Genomic DNA, 24509 nt, shown 5'->3' with positions numbered 1-24509 from the left:
CTAGTATGACCACAGCGGGGGCATTTAGCTGTTTTATTTTGTACTTTAACCGATAAAATCAATGTTCCTTCTGTCTCTTGGATTTTTTCAACCATGACTCCTGGTAAGTTGAGGAGCTTTGTCATTTCTCTTTTCACAATTACTACTCTGGATTTTAGGTGCAGTATGTTAACAGTTTAGCACACTAAGTACGGAAGACCCGTATTAACCCGGATTTAGTATTAAAGGAAGATACCTCCAGATTTGCTCCGGAGGCATCTTTTCGTTCTAAGTATAGTATTACGAGTTGTTAAGCAATCATGGTTGTTACCTCTTCTACCCCCCCTACCGTAGATGGATCTGAGATCCGACGTGAGATTCGCGCCTTGGAATCTCAGCTTGTCGAGTGGCGGCGGCGCTTGCACCAGCACCCGGAATTAGGGTTTACTGAACACCTGACGGCTAGATTTGTTTCCCAAAAGTTACAGGAGTGGGGAATTGAGCATCAAACGGGTATTGCTAAAACTGGGATCGTTGCCACAATAGAAGGCGATCGCAAAGGTCCAGTGTTAGCGATTCGGGCGGATATGGATGCTTTGCCGATTCAGGAAGAAAACCAGGTTCCCTACCGATCGCAACATGAGGGAATTATGCACGCTTGCGGTCATGATGGACATACCGCGATCGCATTAGGTACGGCGTTCTATCTTTCCCAACACCGTCAAGACTTTGGGGGAACCGTCAAGTTCATCTTCCAACCCGCTGAAGAAGGACCCGGCGGCGCTAAACCGATGATTGAGGCTGGCGTCTTAAAAAATCCGGATGTGGATGCTATTATTGGGCTACATTTGTGGAACAATTTGCCCCTAGGAACGGTTGGCGTTCGCCATGGTGCTTTAATGGCAGCAAGCGAGCGATTTCAGTGTAAAATTTTAGGCAAGGGGGGACATGGGGCAATGCCACATCAAACCCTAGACGCGATCGTCATTGGCACTCAAGTGGTCAACGCCTTGCAAACCATTGTGGCTCGTAATGTTGACCCAATTGAATCAGCCGTAGTTACGGTGGGAATGTTTCAAGCTGGTACAGCGTTTAATGTCATTGCTGACAGCGCCAAAATGAGCGGCACAGTGCGCTATTTTAATCCGCAATTGGCAGGGTATTTCAGCCAGCGTATCGAGCAAGTGATTGCAGGTATTTGTCAGAGTCACGGGGCGCAGTATGAACTAGACTACCAGCCGCTTTATCCGCCTGTAATCAACAACTCACAGATAGCCGAATTGGTTCGATCCGTAGCTGAAGAAGTCGTCGAAACCCCTACAGGAATCGTACCCGAATGCCAAACCATGGGCGGGGAAGATATGTCATTTTTCCTAGAGGCTGTACCGGGTTGCTATTTCTTTTTGGGATCAGCGAACCCCAGTAAAGATTTAGCCTATCCCCATCACCACCCCCGGTTTGATTTTGATGAAACTGTGTTAGCAATGGGAGTAGAACTATTTGTTCGCTGTGTGGAAAAATTCTGCCAGTAATTCTCGATATTCGGGAAACCTGACAATCTAGGGTGTGCCTGCCAGATCAACGAAACGCGAAACCAGGGTAAGGTAACGAGTTCAAAGCTTGTACGGCTTTGCCTTTCATCCTTTCCCTCGCGTCAATTCGCAAAGGATGGGTGTATTTGTTCCAAACGAGTCTCGCGATCGGCTATCTCAAATCCTAGAAAATTATAGAGGAATTACCTCCCTCAGGAGAAGTCTATGTCAGTCCCCATCTACCTGAAACTACTGTCAACCCTAACCTTATGCCTAACCACATTGGGGTTCATGTCATCGGGGTTAACCCAACCTATTGTTTCCGATGACAGTACCGATACGACTGTGAATCAAGAGGGAAACCGCTTCGATATTGAGGGGGGGGAATTGTCAGGAGATGGCGCGAATCTCTTCCACAGTTTTAGTCAGTTTGGTTTAGATTCGGGACAAATTGCCAATTTTTTATCAAGCCCATCGATACAGAATATTCTCTCACGAATTACTGGTGGTGATCCATCGGTTATTAATGGGTTAATTCAAGTTAGTGGTGGCACTTCTAATCTGTTTTTGATGAATCCGGCAGGTATTGTCTTTGGCAATCAGGCTCAATTAAACGTCCCCGCCGCCTTTACTGCTACAACCGCTACAGGGATTAGTTTTGGCGATAACCTGTTTAATGCCACCGGGATCAATGATTACACGTCTCTGGTAGGAACCCCCAATGGCTTTGTCTTTAATACACCAGAACCCGGTTCTATCGTTAATACAGGTACACTCGAAGTCAATTCTGAACAGAATCTCAGTTTAATTGGCGGTACGGTTGTGAGTACGGGTGAGTTAGTCGCCCCAGAAGGTCAAATTACCGTCGCCACGGTTCCTGGTAATCAATGGGTGCGGATTAGTCAAGCCGGACATTTGCTGAGTTTAGAGGTTCCGGCGGCGGCGACGGAAGTGCCGTTTACGCCTCTTTCTCTTCCACAATTGCTAACGGGAGGAAACGTTGGTAACGCCACAGGTTTGTCGGTGAATGAACAGGGTGAAGTTGCGCTTACGGGTTCAGGGATTGCGATTGATAATGGTGATCTGGTTGCGAAGACGGTAACGGGGGGATCAGCGTTACTGTCAGCAGAGAATAATCTCACGTTGGTGGAGAGTCAGTTAACCACAACTGGGGATTTGCAGCTATTGGCGCAGGATACGGTACGGGTACGGGATACTGTGGCGAATCCATTTAGGGCAGAGGCGGGGGGGGATCTTACTATTCAGGGTGAACAAGGTATTGATATTCTGACGCTGAATCATCCGGGAACACCCTTTCAAAGTGGTGGCAATTTGACGTTAGTCAGTGATGGTTCGATATCAGTAGATGCCCACTTTAGAAGTGGCGGTGATTTTTCAATTCTTAATTTATCAGGAGAACCTGCTAACTTCGTTAGCCTTTATGATCCGATTATTACAACCGGGGGAAATTATAACGTTGGAACTTACGATGGACCTGCACTTAAGGTTGAGGCAGAGGGTAATATTCGGGGAAGAAATATTACGATTACAGAACCTGATCAATCGGGTATGATTCCCACGAGTGATCCAGACTTTGACCTTTTAACAACAACGCCATCCCTGATTTTGCGCTCAGATACGGGTGATATTCGAGTCGGTAGAATTAGAACAAATTCTACCAATATTAACGTTGATGCGGGTTCGGTGATTTTTGAAGCAGCGGGTGATATTAGATTTACGGGAATTGATACGGCTTGGCGAGGAACAACAGGTTCAGGTCGAGGGGGTGATATTTATATTAAAACGACGAATGGAATCATTATCGGTATTACACCGGGCGTCTTGAGAAATATCGTATCGGATAGTGTAAACGGGGATTCTGGAAATATTACCCTTGAAGCGCCTAATGGAAGTATTGACGTAGCAAATATTCTAGCTAAAGGCAGAAGCAATGGAGATGGTGGTAATATTCAAGTGATTGCTGGTGGGAATGTTGTTAGTGGGAATATCCAGTCAAGTGGTGATAATGGTGGAGATATTGTAATTAGAAGCGGTGGACAAATTGACACTACTACCCGTATCAATGGAGGTGTTAATGAAGGAACAATACAATCCTGTAGTCAGGATGAGGGTTGTTCTGGTACTGGCGGAACTATCACACTGGAAGCAGAAAGAATTCTGGTAAGAGGAATAGAATCGAATGGTTCTATCGGGGGTGAAATTAGCCTGACCAGCAATGAGATCCAGCTTGTGCCAGCGCCGAGTAAACCTGAACTTCCCTATATCAGAGGCACAGGAGTCTTAGATATTCAAGCATTTACAGGGGAAGAGATAGTCGTAAACACTGGAGGGAATGACCTCACTCTCGATAATCCTCTCCAACTTGGGGGCAATATCAGTTTCAATACGAGTGGTGGTAATGTTACCTTTAATGGCACGGTTGATGGAGAATATGATTTAAGTTTAAATACGGACACGGGTACAGCACTATTTAATGGTATAGTTGGCAGTCTGAATTCTTTAAATATTATCAGCACGGACGCTAACGGAAAAACGATCATCAATCGTGATATAACTGCCAACCAGTTAGAATTCAATAACATGGTGGAAGTGCTGTCAGACTCAACCTTAACCTTGACCCAAAGCGGAATGCAGCCTCCTCCAGCAATCGACTTTATGGAAAGTGTTGAATTAAAGGCTGATCTGACGATAAGCACGATTAGAAATAGTCAAATTAACTTTAATAGCACGGTTGATGGGACTTATGATTTGACCGTATTAAATTTAGGAGAAACGACCTTTACAGGTGAAGTTGGCAGCATCAGCCGTTTGAATACCCTTAGGACAGATGAAGCGGGAACAACCCAAATCAATAACAATATTACTGCTAATCAACTCGACATCCAAGATGCAGTCGAGGTGCTGTCCGACTTATCGTTAACGGCGGATGAAATTGAATTCGGCTCAACGATTACGGGAACCAATCAAAATCTGATTCTTCAATCGTCAAATACTACTGATATCTTTAGCCTAGTCGGATCAGGGACATCCTCCGAGGAAGCGGGATTTCAAGATGGTTTCGAGAGTCTGACAATTCGCAGTACGAATAGCGGCGGACAAATTGATTTAAGCAATCTCACGTTTAGTGATCCAGTAACGATTCAAATGCCTGATGGTGTCATCGCGATTAATGGCAAGATTACGGGTACAGATGATGCTTCAATTACACTCAACAGTGCCACCACTAACTTAAATGCCGATATCACGACTGTAGATGGTAGTATAGCGTTTAATGCAGACAGCGTTGTACTGGGTAATGATGTTATTCTCAACAGTGGTAGTAACCCGATTCGCTTTAAAGGTACGGTTGATGGCAATCATGATTTGACAGTATTGAGTTCCGATACAACCAGCTTTGGAGGCGCGGTTGGTGGTTCTACCCGACTGAATAGTCTCACGACAGATTCTGGCGGAACAACTCAATTTAATGATAATGTGACGGCGAATCGCTTGAATTTACAAGATTCGGTAGATGTGCTATCCAATTTATCCCTAACCGCCGCAGAAATTGAATTGAATTCAATTGAGACAAGCACCAATCAAACCCTGATACTGCAACCTCTAAATCCGAACCAAGACTTTAGTGTAAATGGTGGGATATTCAAAGACGGTTTCCAGAGTATAACCATTGGACGAGAATCAGGGAATGGCACAATTACACTGGATGATAATTTTACCTTCCGTGATCCCGTGACTATTCAGTCGCCTAGCGGGGAAATTGTTCTCAATGGTATGCTGATGGGTGAAAATAATGCCGCGATTACCCTCGATGCTGCCACGACAACACTGAATTCTAATATCACAACCTCAGGTAATAGTCTCACGTTCTTAGGAGACAGGGTTAATTTAGGCGCTGATGTTGACCTGAATACGGTAGATGGTACTATCAGCTTTGATGGCATTGTAGAGGGCGATCGCACTTTACGTATCTTCAGTACCGGAACCACTACATTCTCTGGTGCTGTGGGTAGTGTCACACCATTAAATAGCCTCACCACCGATGCTGGGGGAACCACCCAATTTGGCGGAAATGTTACCGCGAATCGTTTAAGCATCCAAGATTCCCTCGCCGTCTTATCGGATTTATCCCTAACTGCATCAGAGATTACCTTGGGTGCAACGGTAACGGGATCAAATACTAATCTGGTTTTGCAACCGCTTAATCCCACTCAAAAGTTTAACCTCACCGCAGGCGTGTTTGAAGACGGGTTCCAGAGTCTCAGGATTGGAAGAGAGAATAGTAGTGGCGCGATCGCACTCAATGGCAATCTCACCGTTAGCGATCCGCTATCCATCCTATCACCAACAGGTTCAGGTTCGATCACCGCCATAGGTACAATTACCGGATTGGATAATGCCACGATTAACCTGCTGGCGAATCAAGCTATTAATGTAAACGATATTACGGCTAATTCAGGAATTTCTCTCACCAGTAATCAAGAGGCTGTCACTACCGGAAATCTGAATACATCGGGAGTAAATCAAGGCGGAGATATTACAGTACAAGCCAAAACTGAGATTCAAACGGCTGCAATCAATTCCAGTGCAACTCAGGGCGATGGGGGGAATGTCACCTTAGATCCAGAAAACGATATCGAAGTGGATTCGATTAACGCTCAAGGTGGCAGCAATGGCAGAGGTGGTAACGTTGATATTACCACAGAACAATTTTTCCGCGCTACCGAGACATTTAGCGATCGCACGGGTACAACAACCAGTATCTCTACCGCAGGCGGGAATGGCGGTGGATCAGTGATCATCCGCCATCAGGGAGGGAAATTGGGTATCCCCTTCACCGTCGGGCAAGACTACAATAACGAGAATGGTACTAGAGGCGCGATCGCCACAGGAAGCGATAATCAAATTACCGAGGGTTCCTATCCCAATCCCTATACTCAGGGAATCGCACCGAGTCAGATTCAACTGATTACACCCGAAACAATTACACCCGAACCCCCCAGTGAATCGTCCGCCGAAAATCCGCTGATTCTGCAAAAAGAGTCCCCCTCACAACCTCAAGTAGAAACCAGCGTGCCATCTGTTACTATTGACACCGTATTTGGCACAATTGATGCGGCGTATACCCAAGAATTTGAAACCTATCTCGACAAATCAGGCACTCAAATTTTCACCCTAACTGAGGCGCGTCAACTTTTGCAGGATATTGCCCAAGAAACAGGCGTTAAACCTGCATTAATTTATGTCATGTTTGTCCCCAGTAGCCTTTCTTCTGCAACGGCTACCCCCCAGGACAATGATCAACTTGATCTCGTTTTAGTTACCGCCCAAGGAGAAACCATTCACAAATCCATCCCCATCACCCGCGCTGAAGTTTTACAAGTGGCGCAACAGTTTCAACTAACGGTAACGAATGTCCGAGATGCTACGGGTTACTTAGCCCCAGGAAAACAACTCTACGACTGGTTAATTACGCCATTAGAAGCTGACTTACAAGCCCAAGGCATTCAAAACTTGGTGTTTGTGATGGACAGAGGATTACGTTCCATTCCCGTCGCCGCCCTACACAATGAACAACAATTCTTGATCGAGAATTATAGTGTCGGAATTATGCCCAGTTTAAGTATCACCGATACTCGCTTCCAAAGTGTGCAAGATAGCCAAGTATTGGCAATGGGGGCAGCACAATTTAGTGATCAAAAACCTTTACCCGCCGTTCCTGTGGAATTAGAATCGATTACCCAGAAACTATGGCAAGGTCAATTTTTCCTAGATGAAGGCTTTACCCTAGATAATCTGAAAGCCCAACGGAAAAAACAACCCTTTGGGATTATTCACCTCGCTACCCATGCCGATTTTCGTCCCGGTGCGATCAGCAATTCCTATATCCAATTATGGAATAGTAAGCTACGCCTTGATCAATTGCCAGAATTAGGATGGAATGATCCACCTGTAGAATTACTGGTACTCAGTGCTTGTCGTACTGCATTAGGAGATGAAAACGCCGAATTAGGCTTTGCCGGATTAGCGGTGCAAGCGGGAGTCAAATCAACCTTAGCCAGTTTGTGGTATGTCAGCGATGAAGGTACATTGGCACTAATGACCCAATTTTATGATCAGTTAAAAACCGCTCCAATTAAAGCCGAAGCCTTACGACAGGTGCAAATCGATATGCTTAAGGGGAAAACTAAACTGGAAAATGGTCAACTGATTACGTCTGCGGGAACGATTTTGTTACCCTCTGAACTGCCCCAATCACAAGATTTAACCCATCCGTATTATTGGGCATCTTTCACTATGGTGGGGAATCCTTGGTAAAAATAAGTCCCGTGTTATCCTTTGTAGGAAAGGCAGAACATAAGCTGGGTAATGTTTCCAGTGCTTGGCATGATCAAAGGCGATCGCACTCCATAAGTGTTGTAGCTGGTCTTTGGTGGAACATTGCTGTAGATGAAAGGCGATCGCATTCTTCCATTGTTCCATTTGACGGTAGCTGATAAATTGTCCACCTTGGTTTTTACGATGGACAAAAATAACATAACACCAGCATTCGACGTTAACAATCATGGATTTAGGAATTCTCAGAAATTTTGCGATTTGGTGCTTGGTGATGCGGAATTTTTTAGCGGGTTGGATGCGGCGAAATAAGGCAGACATGGGATTTTCAGTGTATCTGTGTAGAGACGGGTTCAGGGAATAACGTTTGTAGCAGCGATAAAGCTTCATCAAACCCGCCCTCACATCGATAAGAGTGAAGGTGGGTTTGTTATCTCTAACGCCCTTAAATCGGTGGTCTAGTGCGAGTTCGGCTGGTACTCTGGTGGTAAACCCGGATTAAACATCACCACAAATTGGGCATTTGGCATCAGACGGCGAAGAATGCGAAGATGCCCATCAGCATCGGAACGGTTGCGGTATTGTGCTACGGTAATTCGTTGCATATTGGGTAGCAGGCGAACCAGCACCCAAGGATAAAGGCGTTCTTTGTAAGGCATAATTGACTTGTCTCCATGTGTCATTGGAGCCAGAGCCAGCGTCGTCCCGTGGAAAGTTCGTGCGCTGGCTCATGACTTGACCCTATATTACAAATATATTTAGGGCTTTGTCTACTTAGATAAATAGATTTAAAGTTAAGGGAACTAGGAGGCAATGAGTTCAGGGATTAAGTTAACGAAGCTAAGGAAACGGTTGGGACTAACTCAGAAACAAGTAGCTGATGCGATAGGCGTCACCGATCAGACAGTCAGTAACTGGGAAGCTGGAAGATTTGAACCTCGACTCACCATTAGTCAGACACAGGCTTTATGTCGCGTCTTGGAATGTCCTTTGGATGAACTACCAAGTTTTAAGGATGCACAGGAGTCAGACTGAAACGTGAGTGGCTGATTGGCATCGGAATGTAGATGAGGGCAAGACGCGATCGCTTGCTTTTACTAGCAAAACTGGCGGAAATTTTTGGCTGAGTCCCCCACTCCCCTGCACCTTTACCTCATAATGAGAATTGGAGAGTTTATGAAGAAACGTAACAATGCCTAAAGCTATCTGGAACGACACGGTTCTCGCCGAGAGCAACAACTGTCAAATTGTCGAAGGAAACTATTATTTCCCTCCAGACTCAATCAACCAGGAGTATTTTAAGGAAAGCAGTACCCATACAAGCTGTCCCTGGAAGGGTCAAGCCAATTACTACACCATCGAAGTTGATGGGCAACAGAATAAAGATGCAGCCTGGTACTATCCTCAAGCAAAAGAGAAGGCGAAAAATTTTGAGGGCTATGTTGCCTTTTGGAGAGGAGTAAAAGTTGAAGCATAGCTAGTATGGGTTTAGAATCCGCCCAAGTAATCTTGTCGGCTTTTCAGGTTTGTAGTAAGCGCTGTCTTCGCTTCTGGCACGCTTCGTGCCTACTACCGACCCAGCTTAAGTCAGTGCAATTCCCCTTAACTCGAATGTCGCTGACTTAAGCTGAATGGTACTGAAAATTTGCATTTTTTGCTCGCCGAAACCCTTGATGTACCGTAGGGTGGGCATTGCCCACCAGCATAATAGGTATTTGTAAAACGCTAAAGCTAAACCTAAATCCTTTCTACTTTTTAACAGCCCTATCCTCCCCGGAAGTTCGCCAGTTTTCCCGATGGAAATTCGACTGAGATTGAACCCAGAAGTTTGCACCCGATTCAATTAACTCTTGCTCAATTTGCACAGCATCCTCTACTATCGCCGCTGTCAAGTTCATCGTCTTTAGATAGACATTATAAGCCGCGACTGGCACATTTAAAACAGTACTCCAGGCTTCCTCTTGTTGGTGAAACACCTGAATTTCTGGCTTTTGTTCAGGGAGTCCCTTTCCTATCTTTAATCCACATAACTCAATTTCTGACGCCGATGATGGTTGATCAATTAAACCATGATAGTAATCTCCTACATTCAGCAATATGTCATAAATCTCTCTAGACAACCGTTTACCAATGGGATGAGACAAATTACAGGTTAACATTGGCAGTACATGCCAAGTTTGAGCGAGCAAATTTTGTCTAACACCAGACAGAGTAGCGGGAATCAGCAGATCAACAGAACTCAGAAAATCCGTGTTCAGGGAAAGAACCATGACGGAAACAACTTGCCACTCCTCTGCGGCGACAGGCGATTCAGGTTCCTTCACAATCATCACATAGCGCGGTGGGGCATTTCCCGCGAGAAACCTTCGTGCGGAATCAGGAAATAGATGCTGTTGCTCCTGTGGAGAAAACTCTAGAGGACTATACACCGAGCGATTAACCTCCCAGATTTCTCCAGGTTGAGGGGGTTGCTGGTTTAATGTTGAACCTTTAGGAAACCTGTATTTACTATAGTTTATACGCATTTGATTCTAGCTCCAGATAATACCGTACTCTGCTCTGATGAGAAAGCAAATCACCTGAAACCTAGCCTACTCTAAATTTAACCAAACGGCGTATCAAAATTGATCAACTTTACCAAAACTTCAAATCGCTAGCCCGGATAGATACACCCCATCGACTTATGATTGTTTAAACTTCCCTCAAACCCTCACCAATGACAAATGACAAATGATGCTCCTTACCAACCTTGAGTTGATCGCACTCGCTGAACGTTTTGACTGCTTGTCGCTTTGATTTCAGATTGAATCGTTGCAGGTTGCATCAATCCTAACTCTTCAGCCAGGTATTCTAATAACTCGCGCCAACGTTTTGAGACAGCACCTTGAGTTTTTAATCCTAAATCAGCAGCCAGTTGGACTTGAGTTTTGCCTTGTACTTTACCATACCAGAGTTTTTGATAACCCCGATTAGGATGACGTTTATCCAGCACTGAAATCGCATCAATGGCGCGGCTAACTAAATCTGCACGTTCTACAGTATCCAACAAATCCAACTCATCCTGTATCGTTTCTAACAAAGGCAAATCCGTGCCTGGAATGGTTTGGTCTAAACTGATACAGTTTTGTCGTTTTTCCTTACGAACCAAGTCAATAATCGCAAAACGTGCCACCATTGCAGCCCAGTGGTAGAAGTCTTGGACATCCCCTTGGCGGAACTTTCCCGCCATTACAGCTTGAAATACTTTAGCATGGGCAGTTTGGGCAGCATCTTCCCAGGAAACAGCCGTACCTCTCGTATTTTTACGGGCAATTCTTTCAATTCTTCGTTGATGTTCCAAGTGGCTCAGAAGTTGTCCACAAACCAGACAATCTCCCTTGAGACAGCGTTTTATTGGGTCTTCAGGAAGAAGAGCGTGATTAAAGTGCTGAGTCATATCAAGTCTGGCTAAAGATTATATTATGTGCTTTGTTTCGGCAAATGGGTTGACTGTGTAGAAAATTTCACGGGTACAAGAGACTCCTACACAGATGTGTAGAAGTCATAAATGAGCTGAAAGCATTACATCATAGCAAAAGTGTGGCAAGATTGATCAAGAAATTATCAAACCTGCGGCTGACTAGGTAGAAAAACTTACGACTCCAGGCGGGTGGTTGTTGTTCCAATTTTTGGTCAAGCACCGGGTTCTAATCGCAACGACTCAACTGACAACAAAACTTTTTTCGGGGATTTCGGAATAGTTGGCTCTTAGGATTCGTTACCGATCACTAGGTAAGGGAAGGGCAGCGGATGAGTTCCTCTCCTGCTTGTGCTGGTGAGGCTTCGCGAATAAAAATTAGTGGCGTCCAAAATCCCAGCATTAGCGTATTGATTTTCATGATTTTGTCTGACAAAAACAGATTCTACTCATTACTCGTCAGAAGAGAGTTAATTTTACGCAGAACATTGACTTTGTTTACAAAACGTTACTTCGACTGATTGTTTCCTTTATCCTGGCATAGGACATCAGTCAAGAAACCCGGTTTCTCGGAATACTTGACTGGTATTATAGACACCTTGCCCCCTACAGTTGGATATAGCACATCAGCTTGGAAACTGCCATATAATTATGCAAAACGTGATTCTGAATTGGTCGATCTCCCTGGTTTTATTAACCTTGACAGTCGCTTGCATGAGTAATCAGTATGTTCCCTATCGCCCAGTTATTCGCTCGCAAGATGAGTTAGTGGTTTCCAATTCGGCTGTTAACTCAGAACACCGAGAAAATATCAAGCGAGTCTTTGATTTTTATAGTGTTTCTTATCGCGAAGAGAATGGGCAAATCCTGATCCCGGCTGATGTTTGGCAAGATAGGGAACTGATGTGGAACTATACGACAAAGGCGAATGACCCTGAATGGCTACGTCAACAAGAAGAAGATGGTCATATTAAGTCCACGCCCTAAAAAATGTATTTGTCTGCCAACTCGCCGCCGTGCGCTGTTCAATCGCCGCCAATTCCATCTCATCCAAGGGCTGAAAACGGCTGGCTACCTCCACATTTGACTCTAACTGTGGCACATCTTCTGCCGCAATCACCGCACAGTGAACCCCGGATTGAGAGAGAGTATATCCCAGCGCCTGGTGCATTCCGTCTAAAGCACCGGATTTAAACAACCGCCCATACGCTGGGACTTTCATGGCAATCACACCCACCTTTTGCTTTCGCGCAACGGGTAAAACTGTGGGAATAAATGGACGGGGGTGATGTTTATCCGCCGCATTAATACAAACTAGGGTCGTATCAAAAGGATAACGCTGCAATCCAGCCGCAATCACATCGGGTTCGTGATGTCCAGTAATCCCAGAGTATTTAATCAAGTTTTGGGCTTTGGCTTCTTCGATCGCTTTAGCAGCCCCGGTTGAACTAAAAATCGTATCGAGTTCTTCATGAAAGGAGACGTGGTGCAATTGCCACAAGTCCAAATAATCCGTATTCAAGCGTTTGAGCGATCGCTCTAACTCCCGCCATGCCCCATCGCGATCGCGTGCGGCGCTTTTACTAGCGAGAAATACCTGCTGTCGGTAGTTTGGTAAGATTTTACCCAGATAGTCTTCACTCGGTCCATAACTCGCCGCCGTATCAAAGTAACGGATTCCTAATTCTAACGCCCGTTGAATAATCGCCAACGCCTCCGCTTCTTTGTTCGGTTTGGATAAGGGTGTCTTCCCTGCCCCTCCTAAGCCTAAAATCGGCACAGAAACCCCTGTATCTCCTAACATCCGTTCTGGCATTGTGGTGGTTCCAGAGACTGACATGGCGATGGTTTCCGCTGATTGCTGTTGAGAAGCTGAGGGTTGATTTTGTTTCCACGCCGCACTTCCCACAATTCCACCCGCTACCGCCATACCCGTTAAGAGAAATGTGCGTCGGTTCGTTTTTTCAGACATGCACTGCACCTCCAGACTTTCTTCCCATTGTGCTGACTTTGCTTAACTTTGCAATAACTAAGGGGAGGGAACAGGAAACAGATTGAGTTGGGGCGGGTTTAGTTACATCTGGGGTGAGGTGCGAAACGATAGTAGTAAAACCCGCCCCTACATCCCTCACGCGCCAGTCAACAATCAACAATGAACAATCAACAATCAACACTCAATACTTAATGTCCACACCCCATCCCAATTGGGGGGCGGAGGAGAGTCTAGCCAATACAAACAGCGCTGGATATGTAATCTCGCCGCCTTATCAGCGCCATCCATCTCCAAAACCTGGGAAAATTCACCAATTGCCAGGGCAAATTGGTGGTTGAGGTAATAGCGACGCCCTTTTTCATAATGGTCAATAATTTGTTCTTGCTGAGGGGAAAGAGATTGGGAACGAAGTCCCATAAGTTCATATATGGCAAGGGATTGGGGCTTACTCTTCACCGGGAGGCGATCCAGTTCCCGCACCCAGACGCGATCGCGACAATGTTTATAAATCGTTTCGCTAATAATAATGTCGCAGCCATAATCGCGACTGACTTGTTCGAGTAATGAGGTAAAGTTGACAATATCCCCAGACAATGGGAGTTGAGAACCATTTTGACTCAGATGGATTCTCCCGGCATGAATACCAATCCCCAGGCGCGGCATTGGCTGATGGGGTGTCAAATGATTACGATTAAACTCGGCTAACTGTTGGCGCATGTCTATCGCTGCTTGTACCGCATACCAGGCGCGATCGCTTACGGCTAAGGAGGTATCAAAGACAGCAATTAATGCATCACCAATATATTGATTTAAAGTGCCTTGATACTTCAAGACAGTCTCCACCATCAGTTCACAATAGTGATTGAGCATGGAAACAACAGTTTCTGCTTCCATGTCATCCATCAAGCTGGTATAGCCTTGAATATCGGCACATAAAATCGCCACATTGGGATGGGTAAATAACTGGATATCATATTTTCTCAAAAATTCCTGGGTGAGTTCCTGGCTGACTTGGTGATAGGTAGGGAGTTGAGTGGAACTCGTGGAATTAATTTCTTTAAGAACAACGACGAGTCCATAAAAATGATGAGATCCGTTGTTCTCGGCGATCGACCGAATCGATAAATCAATCGGTTGTTCCTGATCACGGGCAATAACCGTATGAGGGGCGTGATAGTCCTGATGTTCCGTTAAAGCCCCTTGGACTAAATGAGCAAAGTTACTCTCTTTAACCTGAATAAAATCACCAATCCAACTCCCTTCCACCCCATCTTCCTCATCGCTTTTGAGAAGCTGATGCGCTTTTTCGTTGACCGTAATAATCCGTCCCGTTGCATCAGTATAAATCACGCCATTATCTAGCGTCTTTAAAATAAGCTGTTGAATCTGTTCCTGTTCTTTAAGCGATGCGAATTGGCGAGAATTTTGTAATGCAATCCCCACTTGCAGCGCAAAGGCTCCCATCAATTGTTGATCGGCTTGACTAAAACTTGCCTTAAAGATATCCGGTGGAATGGGCCAACTATCGGGATCATAAGCGGGAAAATATCCCCGTTTCTTTTTATTAATTAATTCCAGGACACCTAAGACTTCGTTATCCGGTGTCCAAATGGGCATATAGAGTAAACTACAGGTACGATATCCGGTATGGCAATCCCTTTTTTTGATCCGATCAACACCAGGGTGGATATAGAGGTCAAAGGGAATATTTAAGGCTTTTCCCGACTCAGCTACTTTACCCACAAAGCCAACGCCAATCCCGTGACGCTTCTCGTAAGCAGAACCTTCCTCTGTTTCTACCCTTGTCCACAGTTCCTGACGTTCCTGATCGATTAGCCATAAGCGAGTGCGATCGGCATTCATTAATTCATTGGCTTCTTGAATAATAAGCTGACGGATCGCATCAAAGTTTAATCCACCTTGGCTAATCGTATGAATAGCTTTAATAAAGCCAATAAAAACCTCTTGTTTTTTTATTTCTGCATAAAGCGCCTGACATCGCTCAACCGTTGGACGAATCCACGCACTTGCCTGATAAAATCGCTTTTCATCGTCTTGAGTAAATCCATGATTGTCAATCGTCTTTTCTATAGGCTGATCGGGGCTAGCCTCTGGTTTTAATTTGTTGATTAATTGAACGAAAGCAACGATGTTTTTTTGTTTATTAGCTAAAGGGAGAGATAATAAATTATAAACGATATAATCAAAGGATCGCGGTAGCTTTATGCCGTGTTCTTCACGGTAAAACTGACATTCAAAAGGATTTTCTACAAAACTCTGCAAATTGGCAATTCCGCCAATCCCAGTAGTGTTTGGAATTCTTAACTCTTTCGGTTGGGAAGAGTTTGGTGTTAAAACGAGACACTGCTCCGGATCATATCGGTCTAATAAAAAAATATTAACCCGATCAACACGGATAATTTTCTTGAAGCACTGAGCGACTTCTATTAACATTTCTGTTAATATAAAACTTAAGTCCTGGTGATTTGACATCAGTATAGATCCTCCCTTTTCTTTAACCAGGCAGTTGCCCATTTAAGCCGCTTCTCAAGGTTTATCGGGTAAGATGCTTCTGAAACAGTGCGATTTGGCGCAACTGCTCTACCTACAATCTTGACATGCCTGTGACCTATCGACCATACTACCTGTACTGTAGCCACTTTTATGCCTGATTAGTCAACGATCCCCATTCGTTGGGGAGGGAAAAATCGTTTGGTCACCTTTCCCAGAATATTCTGTCGGGGAAGAAACCCCCAATCCTCACTATCATAGCTGTGGTTCCGGTTATCCCCCAAGACAAAATAAGAATTGGCGGGAACGGTGATGGGAGTAAAGGCATCTTGAGAACCTCCTTGGCGATAGTTTTCTTCCAGAGGCTGAGAATTGATATAAACTATTCCCTTTTGAATCTCTACCCGTTCTCCAGGTAAACCAATAATTCGCTGAACAAAGGCTTCTCGAAAATGGTTGTCTTGCAAAGCTTCCGGTGGTAAAAATAGGACAACATCTTGCCGTTGGGGGGATCGAAAATGGTAGGTTTGTTTATCCACAATAACGTGATCGCCGCTTTGTAACGTTGGGTTCATCTCGTTCGTGGTAATGACGTGACTATCAGCGATATGTGTTGTAATAAAGAACATCTGCATAGAAATTATGATAGAAAATAGAATCGAGACAAGCGCCATACATAAAATTGGCATCTGATTTCGTTCACGACGAACTTTTGAGGCGATATAAACATGATACAAAACCAGAGATTTGAGGAGTATCGGCACGAGTTGAACCAGCAACGAGGTAACAAAAAAAGTAAAGAATAGAACACTCAACCACAGACGATTAATATATAGATGTCCCGCACCAGGAACAAGACGCGAGAGAAAGACAGCCAGCCATGGATCTTTTCGACTGGTTCTGATTTTCTCAAAACTTGGTGGATTAGCTTTCTTGGCACAGTCATACGCATCAAATATTCCCCAAATACTCAAGGCGAATGTAGCGAGTAATAGAATTTCTCCGATGAAAATATTGCCGATTTGACTTAAAATTAACCATCCACTTAAAGCATATAACCCGACTTGAGTGATAATTAAACTATACCCTCTGATCATCTTTCCCGTATAAAGCTGACCAATTCCGGGAAAAAATAGGGATAAGTTAGCCGCTAGCCAAGGTTCTTTTCCTGAACTCGGTGAGGAAGGGTGCTGCAATTGAGACATCAGTTTTGCCTGCGATATAGGTATAGTCCAGTAGATACCCCATGTTAAGATGCTGAATTTAACAAAAGTCTAAGAGAGCGGCTTTACTATAACGAGTAACCGGGCAGAGTGACAAGTTGATTTAAGTATCTTTATAGAAACTTATAAAATAAAGCCTATAGTTTAAATAAACGGTAAAGTTAAAATAGTATTTTATCCTTTGTCATTCCTACTTATCAGAGAAATAAAAATGGGATTTAAACTCGAAACCGTTATTCCTTGGGGGCGTTCGCTAGACGAATATGTCAGAATGTTTGACCTGCAACCCGATGAACTTAGATTAACCCTACTCGATTGTGCGGGGGGACCGGCTAGCTTTAATGCGGAGATGACGCGCCAAGGATATAATGTTATATCCTGTGATCCTATTTATCAGTTTTCGGCAACTGATATCAAAAGACGCATTCAAGAGGTATATCCAAGGGTGATTGATGGGGTGAAAGCGAATCGTGATAACTATTTGTGGCAAACAATTGGATCACCGGAAGAACTGGGAGAAATTCGCCTGTCAGCTATGGAAAAATTTATCGGCGATTTATCGATGGGAATTGAACAAGGACGCTATATTAACGCTGAGTTGCCTAGTTTACCATTTACAACCCATCAATTTAGTTTAGCGGTTTGTTCTCACTTCCTGTTTAGCTATTCTGACTTATTGTCTCAAGCGTTTCACCTGCTTTCGATTCAGGAATTGTGTCGTGTGGCAAATGAGGTGAGAATTTTTCCGCTGGTAGATATTTCGGGAGATGTTTCTCCCCACGTATCACCTGTAATCAGGGAGTTAAATGCACAGGGATATAATGTGGAAATTAAGCAGGTTGCTTATGAATTTCAACAAGGCGGACATCAAATGTTGCAGATAAGAAAGTTTTGAGTAAGTAGGTGGACACAATTAAAGTTAGCGGTGGAGATTAGGGAACACCTCGGCTTACCTCGACTTCGCTCGGTAACACGCTCGGTGTGTAACAGGGAACAGGGAACAGTAAGGGTTTGAGACTTGTTTACATAACTTAATCTAGTTAAGTTTATTTTCACCAACCTACTTATGACGAATGACGAATGACGAATGACGAATGACGAATGACGAATGACGATCCCCACCTACTTATCGTTTCTTTTTTACGCAGATGTAACTAAACCCACCGACTCAGGATTCCGGAGGCGCTAAAGCGCTGACTACGAACGAATAGTGCGATCGCATCCGGAGCGTTAACCCTGATTGAGTATTAGTACCGCTTGGTTTTCTGCACTCCGTAAATAATCCCTGTGGCAATAGACAGAAAAATTAATAGCCACAAAATACCTCCTGGAATAAAGCTGAGAATGCCTACACCTCTAAAAATATAAACCACAATCGTAACAGCGACAGAAATGGAAAAAAGATAAGCATAAATTAGGGTATCAGATGGGGGAGGTGGACTCATAATATAAGTAGTTGAACAAAATTAAAGGTAACGGCGGGGAACTCGCTGCCCTTGAGAAGCAAGCTACGCCTTATGTCATTTGTGAAGGTTTCAGGAATAGTGACAGAACGTAAGAGAGTTCGGTTTATTTCCACCAACCTGCTTAATTTACCGTCGGATCGTGAGACCGGTGAGGATACCGATACCAATGGAAAAGAGAACGATCGCCCAGACGACAGCCGATGGAATTTGCTGAATTACACCGAGTCCCGTGAGTAACAAAACAAATGCTGCGAGTAACAGACCCACACCCAGGGCAATGCCAATAATATACAAAAAGGTTTTTGTGCCTTCATTGGGGGATTGATTCACAATTGAATTCCTTTAGATTGAGACAACGACAGAACTACGGGACTTATTTTTGCATAGAATGGAACAATCCGTTACATATAGCCCACAGGCTCTCCCTCACCTGTACGAGTATGGCACTGCTGTGTCCCTACGGTTTGCTGCAAGTTGAGCGATTGTCGCACTCAAACCCGCAATTGTCGCACTGAAAAACTCTTTCGGAAACGGCATTGGGTCTTTTTCAGCCAGTCAATTAAGGGTGGATGAGGGCGCGATCGCATAGTGACCGACGACTTTCGCTTTTATTGATGATATTCAAAACAGAACCAATAAATTAAAGCGAACGATGAAGAGTACAGTCAAAAGTTACTCTAAACTGGTACTCGATAGTGTGAAGCAGGGACTGACTGATAAATCATATAATCGTTATCCATAGCAGTCCGTTTCATTTTTTGCCGGAGACTACGTTTGTATTTCAATACCCCAATGTTTTGGATACTCCCGAAAGCTAAAGTAAGCTAAAGCTTACTGTATTAAAAGCTAAAACTCATTTAAACGAATTTTAACTTTTAGCCCGTTCGCGTGAAGCGAAGCTACTGACATACCAAATATCGCTATTACGCCGTCCTGAGACGAGGACTGACAGCGATGCTATACTAACGCCAAGGTCAAATCTATTGGCGATCGCTAAATCTCCTGCTCTGTTCCGGTAGTAGAACATTCACGCAAGGCTGCGCCAGCGATGATATATCCTTAAATCCTGGGAATAACTCGAACTCTGCTTTCCACGACTTCCTATATGGGAAAGCGAGAGGATCAATATATGGAATTTCCTGAAGCTCTGAGTATTATGGGGTAAATGTAGATGCACCCCAGATATATACACTAACCCAACTTATCTAGGATGGGATGAGGGGTAATACCCCCACCCCCTACAGAAAAATTCAGGTTCTAATAAGCTGACAACTACCAGACTGCTATGGCTCGCAAAAAAAAATCCAGCCGCAAAAAAACCAATATCGAATCTTTGACGTCGAATGTTCCTGAAACGTCAGAGACATCTGAATCCACGAAAACAGTTGAGGAATCAACCCAGGACAGCACTGAGGTTAATCCTCCTCAAACTGAGGAGTCAACCCAGAGTTCTACTCCCGCCAATCCTCCAGCAACAGAAGAAAAAGCCGAGTCAACTCAGAGTTCTACTCTAGCCAATCCTCCAACGGCAGAAAAGAAACCCTATCTAGCCATTAAACCCAAACCTATCCCTGCCAAATCCGTTGAAAAGAAACCGCCACCCCCTCCAGTGACAGAAGCGACAAATGAAGCTGGCGAACTGTTTCACAAAGGCGACTCGATTACAGTAAAAGCACCTTGGGGAGGTGAGGCGACAGCAGAAATTGTAGACTTTTATCAAACCCATAGCGGCAAGATTTGGGCGCAATACAATCCCTTAGACTCTCAACCAAACTGGACTTGGTATAGCGGATGTATTCGTACCAATCTTTTGGAGAAAGCAACACAAACCACTCAAGTATGATGAAAGACGACTGAAAGATTGTTCGCAGGCATCGGGTAGATTTGATCCAAGACTAGATGCTGATCTTGGGCGATTGCCACAATATCCTCAAGGTCACGCACACCCCAGTCTGGATTGGATGCCTGCAACGAGGCATCAAAGGCAGCATTACTGGCAGCAGTATGCTGTCCATTGCGCTTGAATGGGCCATATAAATAGAGAACGCCCCCTGGAGGAAGCAGACGACTTGCCCCGGCTATCAGTCCCAAGCACGCTGACCAGGGGGCGATGTGAATCAAATTAATGCTGACTATCGCCTTCAACGGTGAGGTTTCCCAATCAACAGGTGACTCCTTCTCTACAGACCAACTCGGTGTCTGCACATCAATATCTAAGGGTGGGTAAAGATTATCAGCAGGTTTGTAAGCAGACCAGTCTGCAATACTGGCACGCATTAGAGGATTGGCATCAGAAGGCAACCATTGACGTGGCTTTAGACGTGGGGCAAAGAAAACAGCATGTTCCCCTGTGCCACTAGCAACTTCTAAAACTGTACCTTTTGCAGGCAGTACGCGACGTAAAATCTCAAGAATCGGTTCGCGGTTGCGTTGAGTCGCAGGTGCATATTGCCGTGCATCGTCCGTTGTACTCATAATTTCTGCTTATTGATTAGACTTACCTAATTTCTATTACTTGCCCCGTTCCTCATTTCTTTCATGAGCAGGGGAGGAGTACGCATGAGTAAGGCTGAACAGGCATCATTGTAGGTGAGGTTTGCTGTGATCAGCCAAAGGTTGCCGGAGAAATTGGCTGGGCGGTCATCGCGAATGTAGTCTTGATAACAGTTAGTTTATAAGCATCTGGGTCTTTGGCGGCTAGAAATTTATTGTTTTATCAGTTAAAATAATATATGACTAAGAATAGCTAAGGGTAAACGCAGCAAGAGTCATCTACCAAACGCTAACCGATACGAACGGTACAACGCCAGCTTGAGGGATAAACTTCAAGCCTAGCGAAAAAGAGCTTGTTCATCACTTGCTCAACCATAGAACCCCTTGCTCAAAACACTATACCTGCTCTTCTGTGACCCCTTATACTCTAGCAGCTTACCCTGTTTAAAGTTGTAGGAACGCCAATTCTATGTCAAGCCGAGTGACTAGACTGACAAACTATAAGGATTGAGTTAAGCCAAGAGAACAATGTTTGACTTGATTCTGTAGATGTTGCCATTGGGTAGCGTCCAATCAAACAACATATTTCTTTGTTCCCGTTAAAAATTTTATAGCAATCGATTTTAAAATGCTGCAACCGGAATAAGCGGCTAGATTCCGGACTAACTCGGTATTGGGGTGCTGTGATCTACCGATTGGTACGCTATCCGAACTCAAGCCCCCTTATCTAAGATTTGTGATGAAAACGATTAAACCCACTAACTCGGAAACATCAACCTTTCAAAACAATGCCATCCAACCCCGTCTAATTCTTCAAGCCATTGCCTTTACTCTGATTTTGTCCTTTAGTGCGGGTCATCTATCACCCAAGAATAAAGGGATGACGAATCAGTCTCCTCAGGCGAATCCTCAGCTATCTACGGCAATTGGTCATATTGTTTTGCAACATGCCTCTGAGCATACACGAGTGCCTTCCTCGAAACTCGACCTGGTTGAGGTGCAACCCCATACCTGGTCTGATAATTGTCTAGAATTGGCTGAAGCAGAAGCCTCTTGTCAGCAGATACCTGTATCTGGATGGCAAGTGGCTGTTGCCAAGGGGCAACACCGCTGGATCTATCGCACGGATGCTTCTGGTTCCGTGGTTAAATTAGAAAGCAGTAATGTTGATCCGGCGAGGGAACAGGGAACAGGGAACAGGGAACAGTAAAGAATATCCTTTCCCTGCCCAAGGTAGCTGCTATAAGCTGAAAGTCCCATTACCTGCCTCGACAAACCCTACCCGACGCTTCAAACTAATCCGAGACGTCCCAATCCGCTGAAATTTCCGGCGATCGCGCAGGTAGAGGGAAGAGTGCCTGAAACGCTGCCTGACGCTGGGGTGAGGGTTCTGGAGCGTTGTCCCACAGGGTTTCGTAGAAAAAGAATGATACCCCAGCAAATCCTCGCTGACGCACAGCTTCGACTTGCTTTTGAATTTGTGATAACGAAATTGGCTTATTTTTTAATCCGGCTAAAATCCCGATCCCCACAGGGATATGACGCCGCGCCGCCTGGACTTCCGGCTGTTCGAGTTCTGCAATAAACCGATCAAAGTCATTCCGATAAATCTGGACAATCAATTCTTCGACTAAACCCCGGCGTTCCCAGGTATACCAATCGGCGAGATAGAATTCATAAGAAAAATCTTGAGGATTGGGAGACAGGGAGATAATCACATCCGACTTTTGCGCTTTAATCGCTCGGAAAAGTTGGGTTAAGTAGTCGGTAATTTTGTTCGCCCGCCAACGTACCCACTCTGGATCTTTGGGATCACGAGGAGGGGATTGACCTTGATGCTCTTGTTGATAGAGCTTAATTGTCAAGGGATCATAACCTAAGTCAGAGGGCAAGCCGAAATGATCGTCGAATTGAATCCCATCAATGTCATAGTTGTTGACTAACTCAACGACTAAATCCTGGATAAACTGTTGCACTTCCGGGTTAAAGGGATTGAGCCAAACGCGATCGTGACTTCCTTCTTGTTTAATCTTCCCACCTTGGCGATTTTGCGTCAGCCAATCGGGGTGACGTTTGGCTAACTCCGAGTCAGCCGGTGCCATAAATCCAAATTCAAACCAGGGAATCACCCTCATATCCTTTTGATGGGCTTGTTGGATGATTTCCTTGAGCATATCTCGTCCTTGGGTTCCCTGATTGGGATCAAGGGATTCATCCAAAGGAGTCACTAGCCTTACCGCCCGCCCAATTTCCCGTTCAGCCACTTGACTAGGGTAGAGGGTATAGCCCCAATTCCAAACGGTAGGATAGACGGTGTTGAAGTTGAGTTGATCCAAGCGTTGAATGGCGTCGGTAATGCCTTGCGTGGAAAATAAGACTTGGCTATCAATATTCGTCAGCCACACCCCCCGTAACTCAGCTTGAGCCGAATTGGGAACTTGAGTCTTGACTTTGGCAATGTACTGGGAGGGGATCAACTCAGGGGTTTGAGTCGCTTGGCACAAAAAAGCGGCAATTTCAGCCCGACTCGCATTTTGGTTCGGGTTAAAGGTTTGCACACTGGGATAATTAACTACAAGCTGGTTTTCTACAGCGGCTGCGATCGCGCCTTGGGAATAATTGGGAATCGCATTAGCATCTTCAAATGCTGATGTCAAGGTTTCAACGGCAGGTTGCTGGGGAACATACTTCAACCCACTGGCTAAAGAGACTAAGGCTTGCACACGGGGGATCGGTTGATTGGGTTGGAATAGTCCACCCGGATAACCCGCTAAAAATCCAGTTTGATAGGCTTGGCGAATCGCTTGACTCGCCCAGTGTCGAGTTGGCACATCGGCAAACTTTCCGCCCGTGCGTATCTCTGGCGCATCCGGAAAGGCTTGACCCAGCATAGCGGCAAATTCAGCCCGGGTGACGGGAGAATCGGGTTGAAAACGATTATCTGGATAACCACGAATAATCTGCTGCTGTGCTAACTGTTCAATGCACGATTGCGCCCAATTTCCTTGGATATCACTCAGCCGCGTTTGAGCGTAAGCTAGGGTTGGCAGCCATAAGGCTAAGCACAAGCCCAACATAAACAGAAACATTAACCAAGCCTGATGCCCACAAGCACGGCTAAAAGCAACTAGCCCATTGGCAAAGGCTGTAAATAAGGTTTTGACCAACTGTTTCATAAAAGGAGCAAATCTAGATATATCACTATTGACGGGCTACACACCTTCCTGATCAGGAATGACTGGCTGAGTTAGGCAAAGGTTGCCAAAGCGACTTATCGCCATTGGCTGTCGGATCAAGACTGGGAGAGTCGTTTTGAGTTTTGGGACTCTGACTGATTGGGAACGTTGCTCCGAAACTTTTTGTATTTTTGGCTACAAACATTTCTGTATTGTCGGTCAATGACATGGCGAATTGGCATAATATTTTAAGTTTTTCAACATTTTTCGGCTGGGGTACTCCCAATACCTACCCAAAAATTTCACATTTAAGGTGTATTTTATG

20 protein-coding genes are annotated in these 24509 nt (G+C 44.8%); 8 read left to right on the top strand and 12 right to left on the bottom strand.

The features are described from left to right. Window positions 1–299 precede the first annotated feature (299 nt). Together RIC07_RS01925 and RIC07_RS01920 are read left to right on the top strand one after the other, a co-directional pair. Window positions 300–1511 (top strand): M20 family metallopeptidase, encoded by a 1212-nt coding sequence (locus RIC07_RS01925; RefSeq protein WP_446393035.1) that lies wholly within the window; start codon window positions 300–302, stop codon window positions 1509–1511. A gap of 225 nt (window positions 1512–1736) precedes the next feature. Continuing rightward, the gene (locus RIC07_RS01920) at window positions 1737–7847 is read left to right on the top strand and encodes a CHAT domain-containing protein (protein WP_446393034.1); all 6111 of its coding nucleotides are present in this window, start codon (window positions 1737–1739) and stop codon (window positions 7845–7847) included. Here the strand turns inward: RIC07_RS01920 and RIC07_RS01915 are convergent. Together RIC07_RS01915 and RIC07_RS01910 are read right to left on the bottom strand one after the other, a co-directional pair. After that, entirely contained in the window at window positions 7794–8186 is a 393-nt protein-coding gene (locus RIC07_RS01915; protein ID WP_446393033.1) for a hypothetical protein, read from the bottom strand. The genes RIC07_RS01920 and RIC07_RS01915 overlap by 54 nt on opposite strands. A gap of 137 nt (window positions 8187–8323) precedes the next feature. Then, a complete protein-coding gene (locus RIC07_RS01910) occupies window positions 8324–8524 on the bottom strand; it encodes a hypothetical protein (protein ID WP_446347773.1) in 201 nt (66 codons plus the stop codon). Window positions 8525–8678: 154 nt separating this feature from the next. On the opposite strand from RIC07_RS01910, the gene RIC07_RS01905 reads away from it, so the two are divergent. After that, complete coding sequence (locus tag RIC07_RS01905) at window positions 8679–8900, top strand: helix-turn-helix transcriptional regulator (RefSeq protein WP_446393032.1); 222 nt, start codon at window positions 8679–8681, stop codon at window positions 8898–8900. Between the two features lie 157 nt (window positions 8901–9057). Further along, window positions 9058–9342 (top strand): DUF427 domain-containing protein, encoded by a 285-nt coding sequence (locus tag RIC07_RS01900; protein ID WP_446374948.1) that lies wholly within the window; start codon window positions 9058–9060, stop codon window positions 9340–9342. A 271-nt stretch (window positions 9343–9613) separates the two neighbouring features. Here the strand turns inward: RIC07_RS01900 and RIC07_RS01895 are convergent, their stop codons facing one another. Further along, the gene (locus tag RIC07_RS01895) at window positions 9614–10390 is read right to left on the bottom strand and encodes a hypothetical protein (protein ID WP_446393031.1); all 777 of its coding nucleotides are present in this window, start codon (window positions 10388–10390) and stop codon (window positions 9614–9616) included. A 215-nt stretch (window positions 10391–10605) separates the two neighbouring features. After that, window positions 10606–11301, bottom strand: coding sequence for a sigma-70 family RNA polymerase sigma factor (locus RIC07_RS01890; protein WP_446393030.1), 696 nt, complete (start codon window positions 11299–11301; stop codon window positions 10606–10608). A gap of 672 nt (window positions 11302–11973) precedes the next feature. Between RIC07_RS01890 and RIC07_RS01885 the strand changes: the two genes are divergently transcribed. Then, window positions 11974–12309 (top strand): hypothetical protein, encoded by a 336-nt coding sequence (locus RIC07_RS01885; protein WP_446393029.1) that lies wholly within the window; start codon window positions 11974–11976, stop codon window positions 12307–12309. On the opposite strand, the gene RIC07_RS01880 is transcribed toward RIC07_RS01885, so the two are convergent. From RIC07_RS01880 to lepB, 3 genes are all read right to left on the bottom strand, one after another. After that, window positions 12293–13294, bottom strand: a complete 1002-nt coding sequence (locus RIC07_RS01880; RefSeq protein WP_446393028.1) for an aldo/keto reductase — start codon at window positions 13292–13294, stop codon at window positions 12293–12295. The genes RIC07_RS01885 and RIC07_RS01880 overlap by 17 nt on opposite strands. A 195-nt stretch (window positions 13295–13489) precedes the next feature. Then, entirely contained in the window at window positions 13490–15808 is a 2319-nt protein-coding gene (locus RIC07_RS01875; protein ID WP_446393027.1) for a GAF domain-containing protein, read from the bottom strand. Window positions 15809–15987: 179 nt separating this feature from the next. Continuing rightward, complete coding sequence (gene lepB, locus RIC07_RS01870) at window positions 15988–17031, bottom strand: signal peptidase I (RefSeq protein ID WP_446393026.1); 1044 nt, start codon at window positions 17029–17031, stop codon at window positions 15988–15990. A 229-nt stretch (window positions 17032–17260) separates the two neighbouring features. Here lepB and RIC07_RS01865 point away from each other — a divergent pair, with 229 nt between their 5' ends. Then, complete coding sequence (locus tag RIC07_RS01865) at window positions 17261–17944, top strand: SAM-dependent methyltransferase (RefSeq protein WP_446393025.1); 684 nt, start codon at window positions 17261–17263, stop codon at window positions 17942–17944. 352 nt (window positions 17945–18296) lie between these two features. Here RIC07_RS01865 and RIC07_RS01860 read toward each other — a convergent pair whose 3' ends face one another. Both RIC07_RS01860 and RIC07_RS01855 read right to left on the bottom strand, forming a co-directional pair. Further along, on the bottom strand, window positions 18297–18494 hold the full coding sequence (locus RIC07_RS01860; protein ID WP_446374963.1) for a hypothetical protein: 198 nt from the start codon (window positions 18492–18494) through the stop codon (window positions 18297–18299). 147 nt (window positions 18495–18641) lie between these two features. Continuing rightward, complete coding sequence (locus tag RIC07_RS01855) at window positions 18642–18845, bottom strand: hypothetical protein (protein ID WP_006101891.1); 204 nt, start codon at window positions 18843–18845, stop codon at window positions 18642–18644. A gap of 955 nt (window positions 18846–19800) precedes the next feature. Between RIC07_RS01855 and RIC07_RS01850 the strand changes: the two genes are divergently transcribed. Then, the gene (locus RIC07_RS01850) at window positions 19801–20358 is read left to right on the top strand and encodes a hypothetical protein (protein ID WP_446393024.1); all 558 of its coding nucleotides are present in this window, start codon (window positions 19801–19803) and stop codon (window positions 20356–20358) included. Here the strand turns inward: RIC07_RS01850 and RIC07_RS01845 are convergent. Further along, a complete protein-coding gene (locus tag RIC07_RS01845) occupies window positions 20349–20990 on the bottom strand; it encodes a DUF938 domain-containing protein (protein ID WP_446393023.1) in 642 nt (213 codons plus the stop codon). The two genes, RIC07_RS01850 and RIC07_RS01845, sit on opposite strands and share 10 nt — an antisense overlap. Before the next feature lie 757 nt (window positions 20991–21747). Here RIC07_RS01845 and RIC07_RS01840 point away from each other — a divergent pair. Then, window positions 21748–22218 (top strand): hypothetical protein, encoded by a 471-nt coding sequence (locus RIC07_RS01840; protein WP_446393022.1) that lies wholly within the window; start codon window positions 21748–21750, stop codon window positions 22216–22218. An 85-nt stretch (window positions 22219–22303) separates the two neighbouring features. Here RIC07_RS01840 and RIC07_RS01835 read toward each other — a convergent pair whose 3' ends face one another. After that, window positions 22304–24184, bottom strand: a complete 1881-nt coding sequence (locus RIC07_RS01835) for a glycoside hydrolase family 10 protein (protein WP_446393021.1) — start codon at window positions 24182–24184, stop codon at window positions 22304–22306. Window positions 24185–24236: 52 nt separating this feature from the next. Then, window positions 24237–24413, bottom strand: a complete 177-nt coding sequence (locus RIC07_RS01830) for a hypothetical protein (RefSeq protein ID WP_446393020.1) — start codon at window positions 24411–24413, stop codon at window positions 24237–24239. Between the last annotated feature and the right edge of the window lie 96 nt (window positions 24414–24509).

It is taken from the genome of Coleofasciculus sp. E1-EBD-02 (assembly GCF_040218245.1).
Taxonomy (GTDB): Bacteria; Cyanobacteriota; Cyanobacteriia; order Cyanobacteriales; family Coleofasciculaceae; genus Coleofasciculus.
Note: the sequence above shows the minus strand (reverse complement) of the source record. Positions and strands in the feature narration are given on the sequence as shown.

Bases quoted from the DNA above. Each gene is read 5' to 3' on its own strand.
- RIC07_RS01845 (WP_446393023.1), bottom strand. From the start codon at position 20,990: ATGAGTACAACGGACGATGCACGGCAATATGCACCTGCGACTCAACGC.
- RIC07_RS01905 (WP_446393032.1), top strand. From the start codon at position 8,679: ATGAGTTCAGGGATTAAGTTAACGAAGCTAAGGAAACGGTTGGGACTA.
- RIC07_RS01900 (WP_446374948.1), top strand. From the start codon at position 9,058: ATGCCTAAAGCTATCTGGAACGACACGGTTCTCGCCGAGAGCAACAAC.
- RIC07_RS01915 (WP_446393033.1), bottom strand. From the start codon at position 8,186: ATGTCTGCCTTATTTCGCCGCATCCAACCCGCTAAAAAATTCCGCATC.
- RIC07_RS01895 (WP_446393031.1), bottom strand. From the start codon at position 10,390: ATGCGTATAAACTATAGTAAATACAGGTTTCCTAAAGGTTCAACATTA.
- RIC07_RS01890 (WP_446393030.1), bottom strand. From the start codon at position 11,301: ATGACTCAGCACTTTAATCACGCTCTTCTTCCTGAAGACCCAATAAAA.
- RIC07_RS01840 (WP_446393022.1), top strand. From the start codon at position 21,748: ATGAAAACGATTAAACCCACTAACTCGGAAACATCAACCTTTCAAAAC.
- RIC07_RS01910 (WP_446347773.1), bottom strand. From the start codon at position 8,524: ATGCCTTACAAAGAACGCCTTTATCCTTGGGTGCTGGTTCGCCTGCTA.
- RIC07_RS01925 (WP_446393035.1), top strand. From the start codon at position 300: ATGGTTGTTACCTCTTCTACCCCCCCTACCGTAGATGGATCTGAGATC.
- RIC07_RS01830 (WP_446393020.1), bottom strand. From the start codon at position 24,413: ATGTCATTGACCGACAATACAGAAATGTTTGTAGCCAAAAATACAAAA.
- RIC07_RS01920 (WP_446393034.1), top strand. From the start codon at position 1,737: ATGTCAGTCCCCATCTACCTGAAACTACTGTCAACCCTAACCTTATGC.
- RIC07_RS01880 (WP_446393028.1), bottom strand. From the start codon at position 13,294: ATGTCTGAAAAAACGAACCGACGCACATTTCTCTTAACGGGTATGGCG.
- lepB (WP_446393026.1), bottom strand. From the start codon at position 17,031: ATGTCTCAATTGCAGCACCCTTCCTCACCGAGTTCAGGAAAAGAACCT.
- RIC07_RS01875 (WP_446393027.1), bottom strand. From the start codon at position 15,808: ATGTCAAATCACCAGGACTTAAGTTTTATATTAACAGAAATGTTAATA.
- RIC07_RS01860 (WP_446374963.1), bottom strand. From the start codon at position 18,494: ATGAGTCCACCTCCCCCATCTGATACCCTAATTTATGCTTATCTTTTT.
- RIC07_RS01835 (WP_446393021.1), bottom strand. From the start codon at position 24,184: ATGAAACAGTTGGTCAAAACCTTATTTACAGCCTTTGCCAATGGGCTA.
- RIC07_RS01865 (WP_446393025.1), top strand. From the start codon at position 17,261: ATGGGATTTAAACTCGAAACCGTTATTCCTTGGGGGCGTTCGCTAGAC.
- RIC07_RS01850 (WP_446393024.1), top strand. From the start codon at position 19,801: ATGGCTCGCAAAAAAAAATCCAGCCGCAAAAAAACCAATATCGAATCT.
- RIC07_RS01885 (WP_446393029.1), top strand. From the start codon at position 11,974: ATGCAAAACGTGATTCTGAATTGGTCGATCTCCCTGGTTTTATTAACC.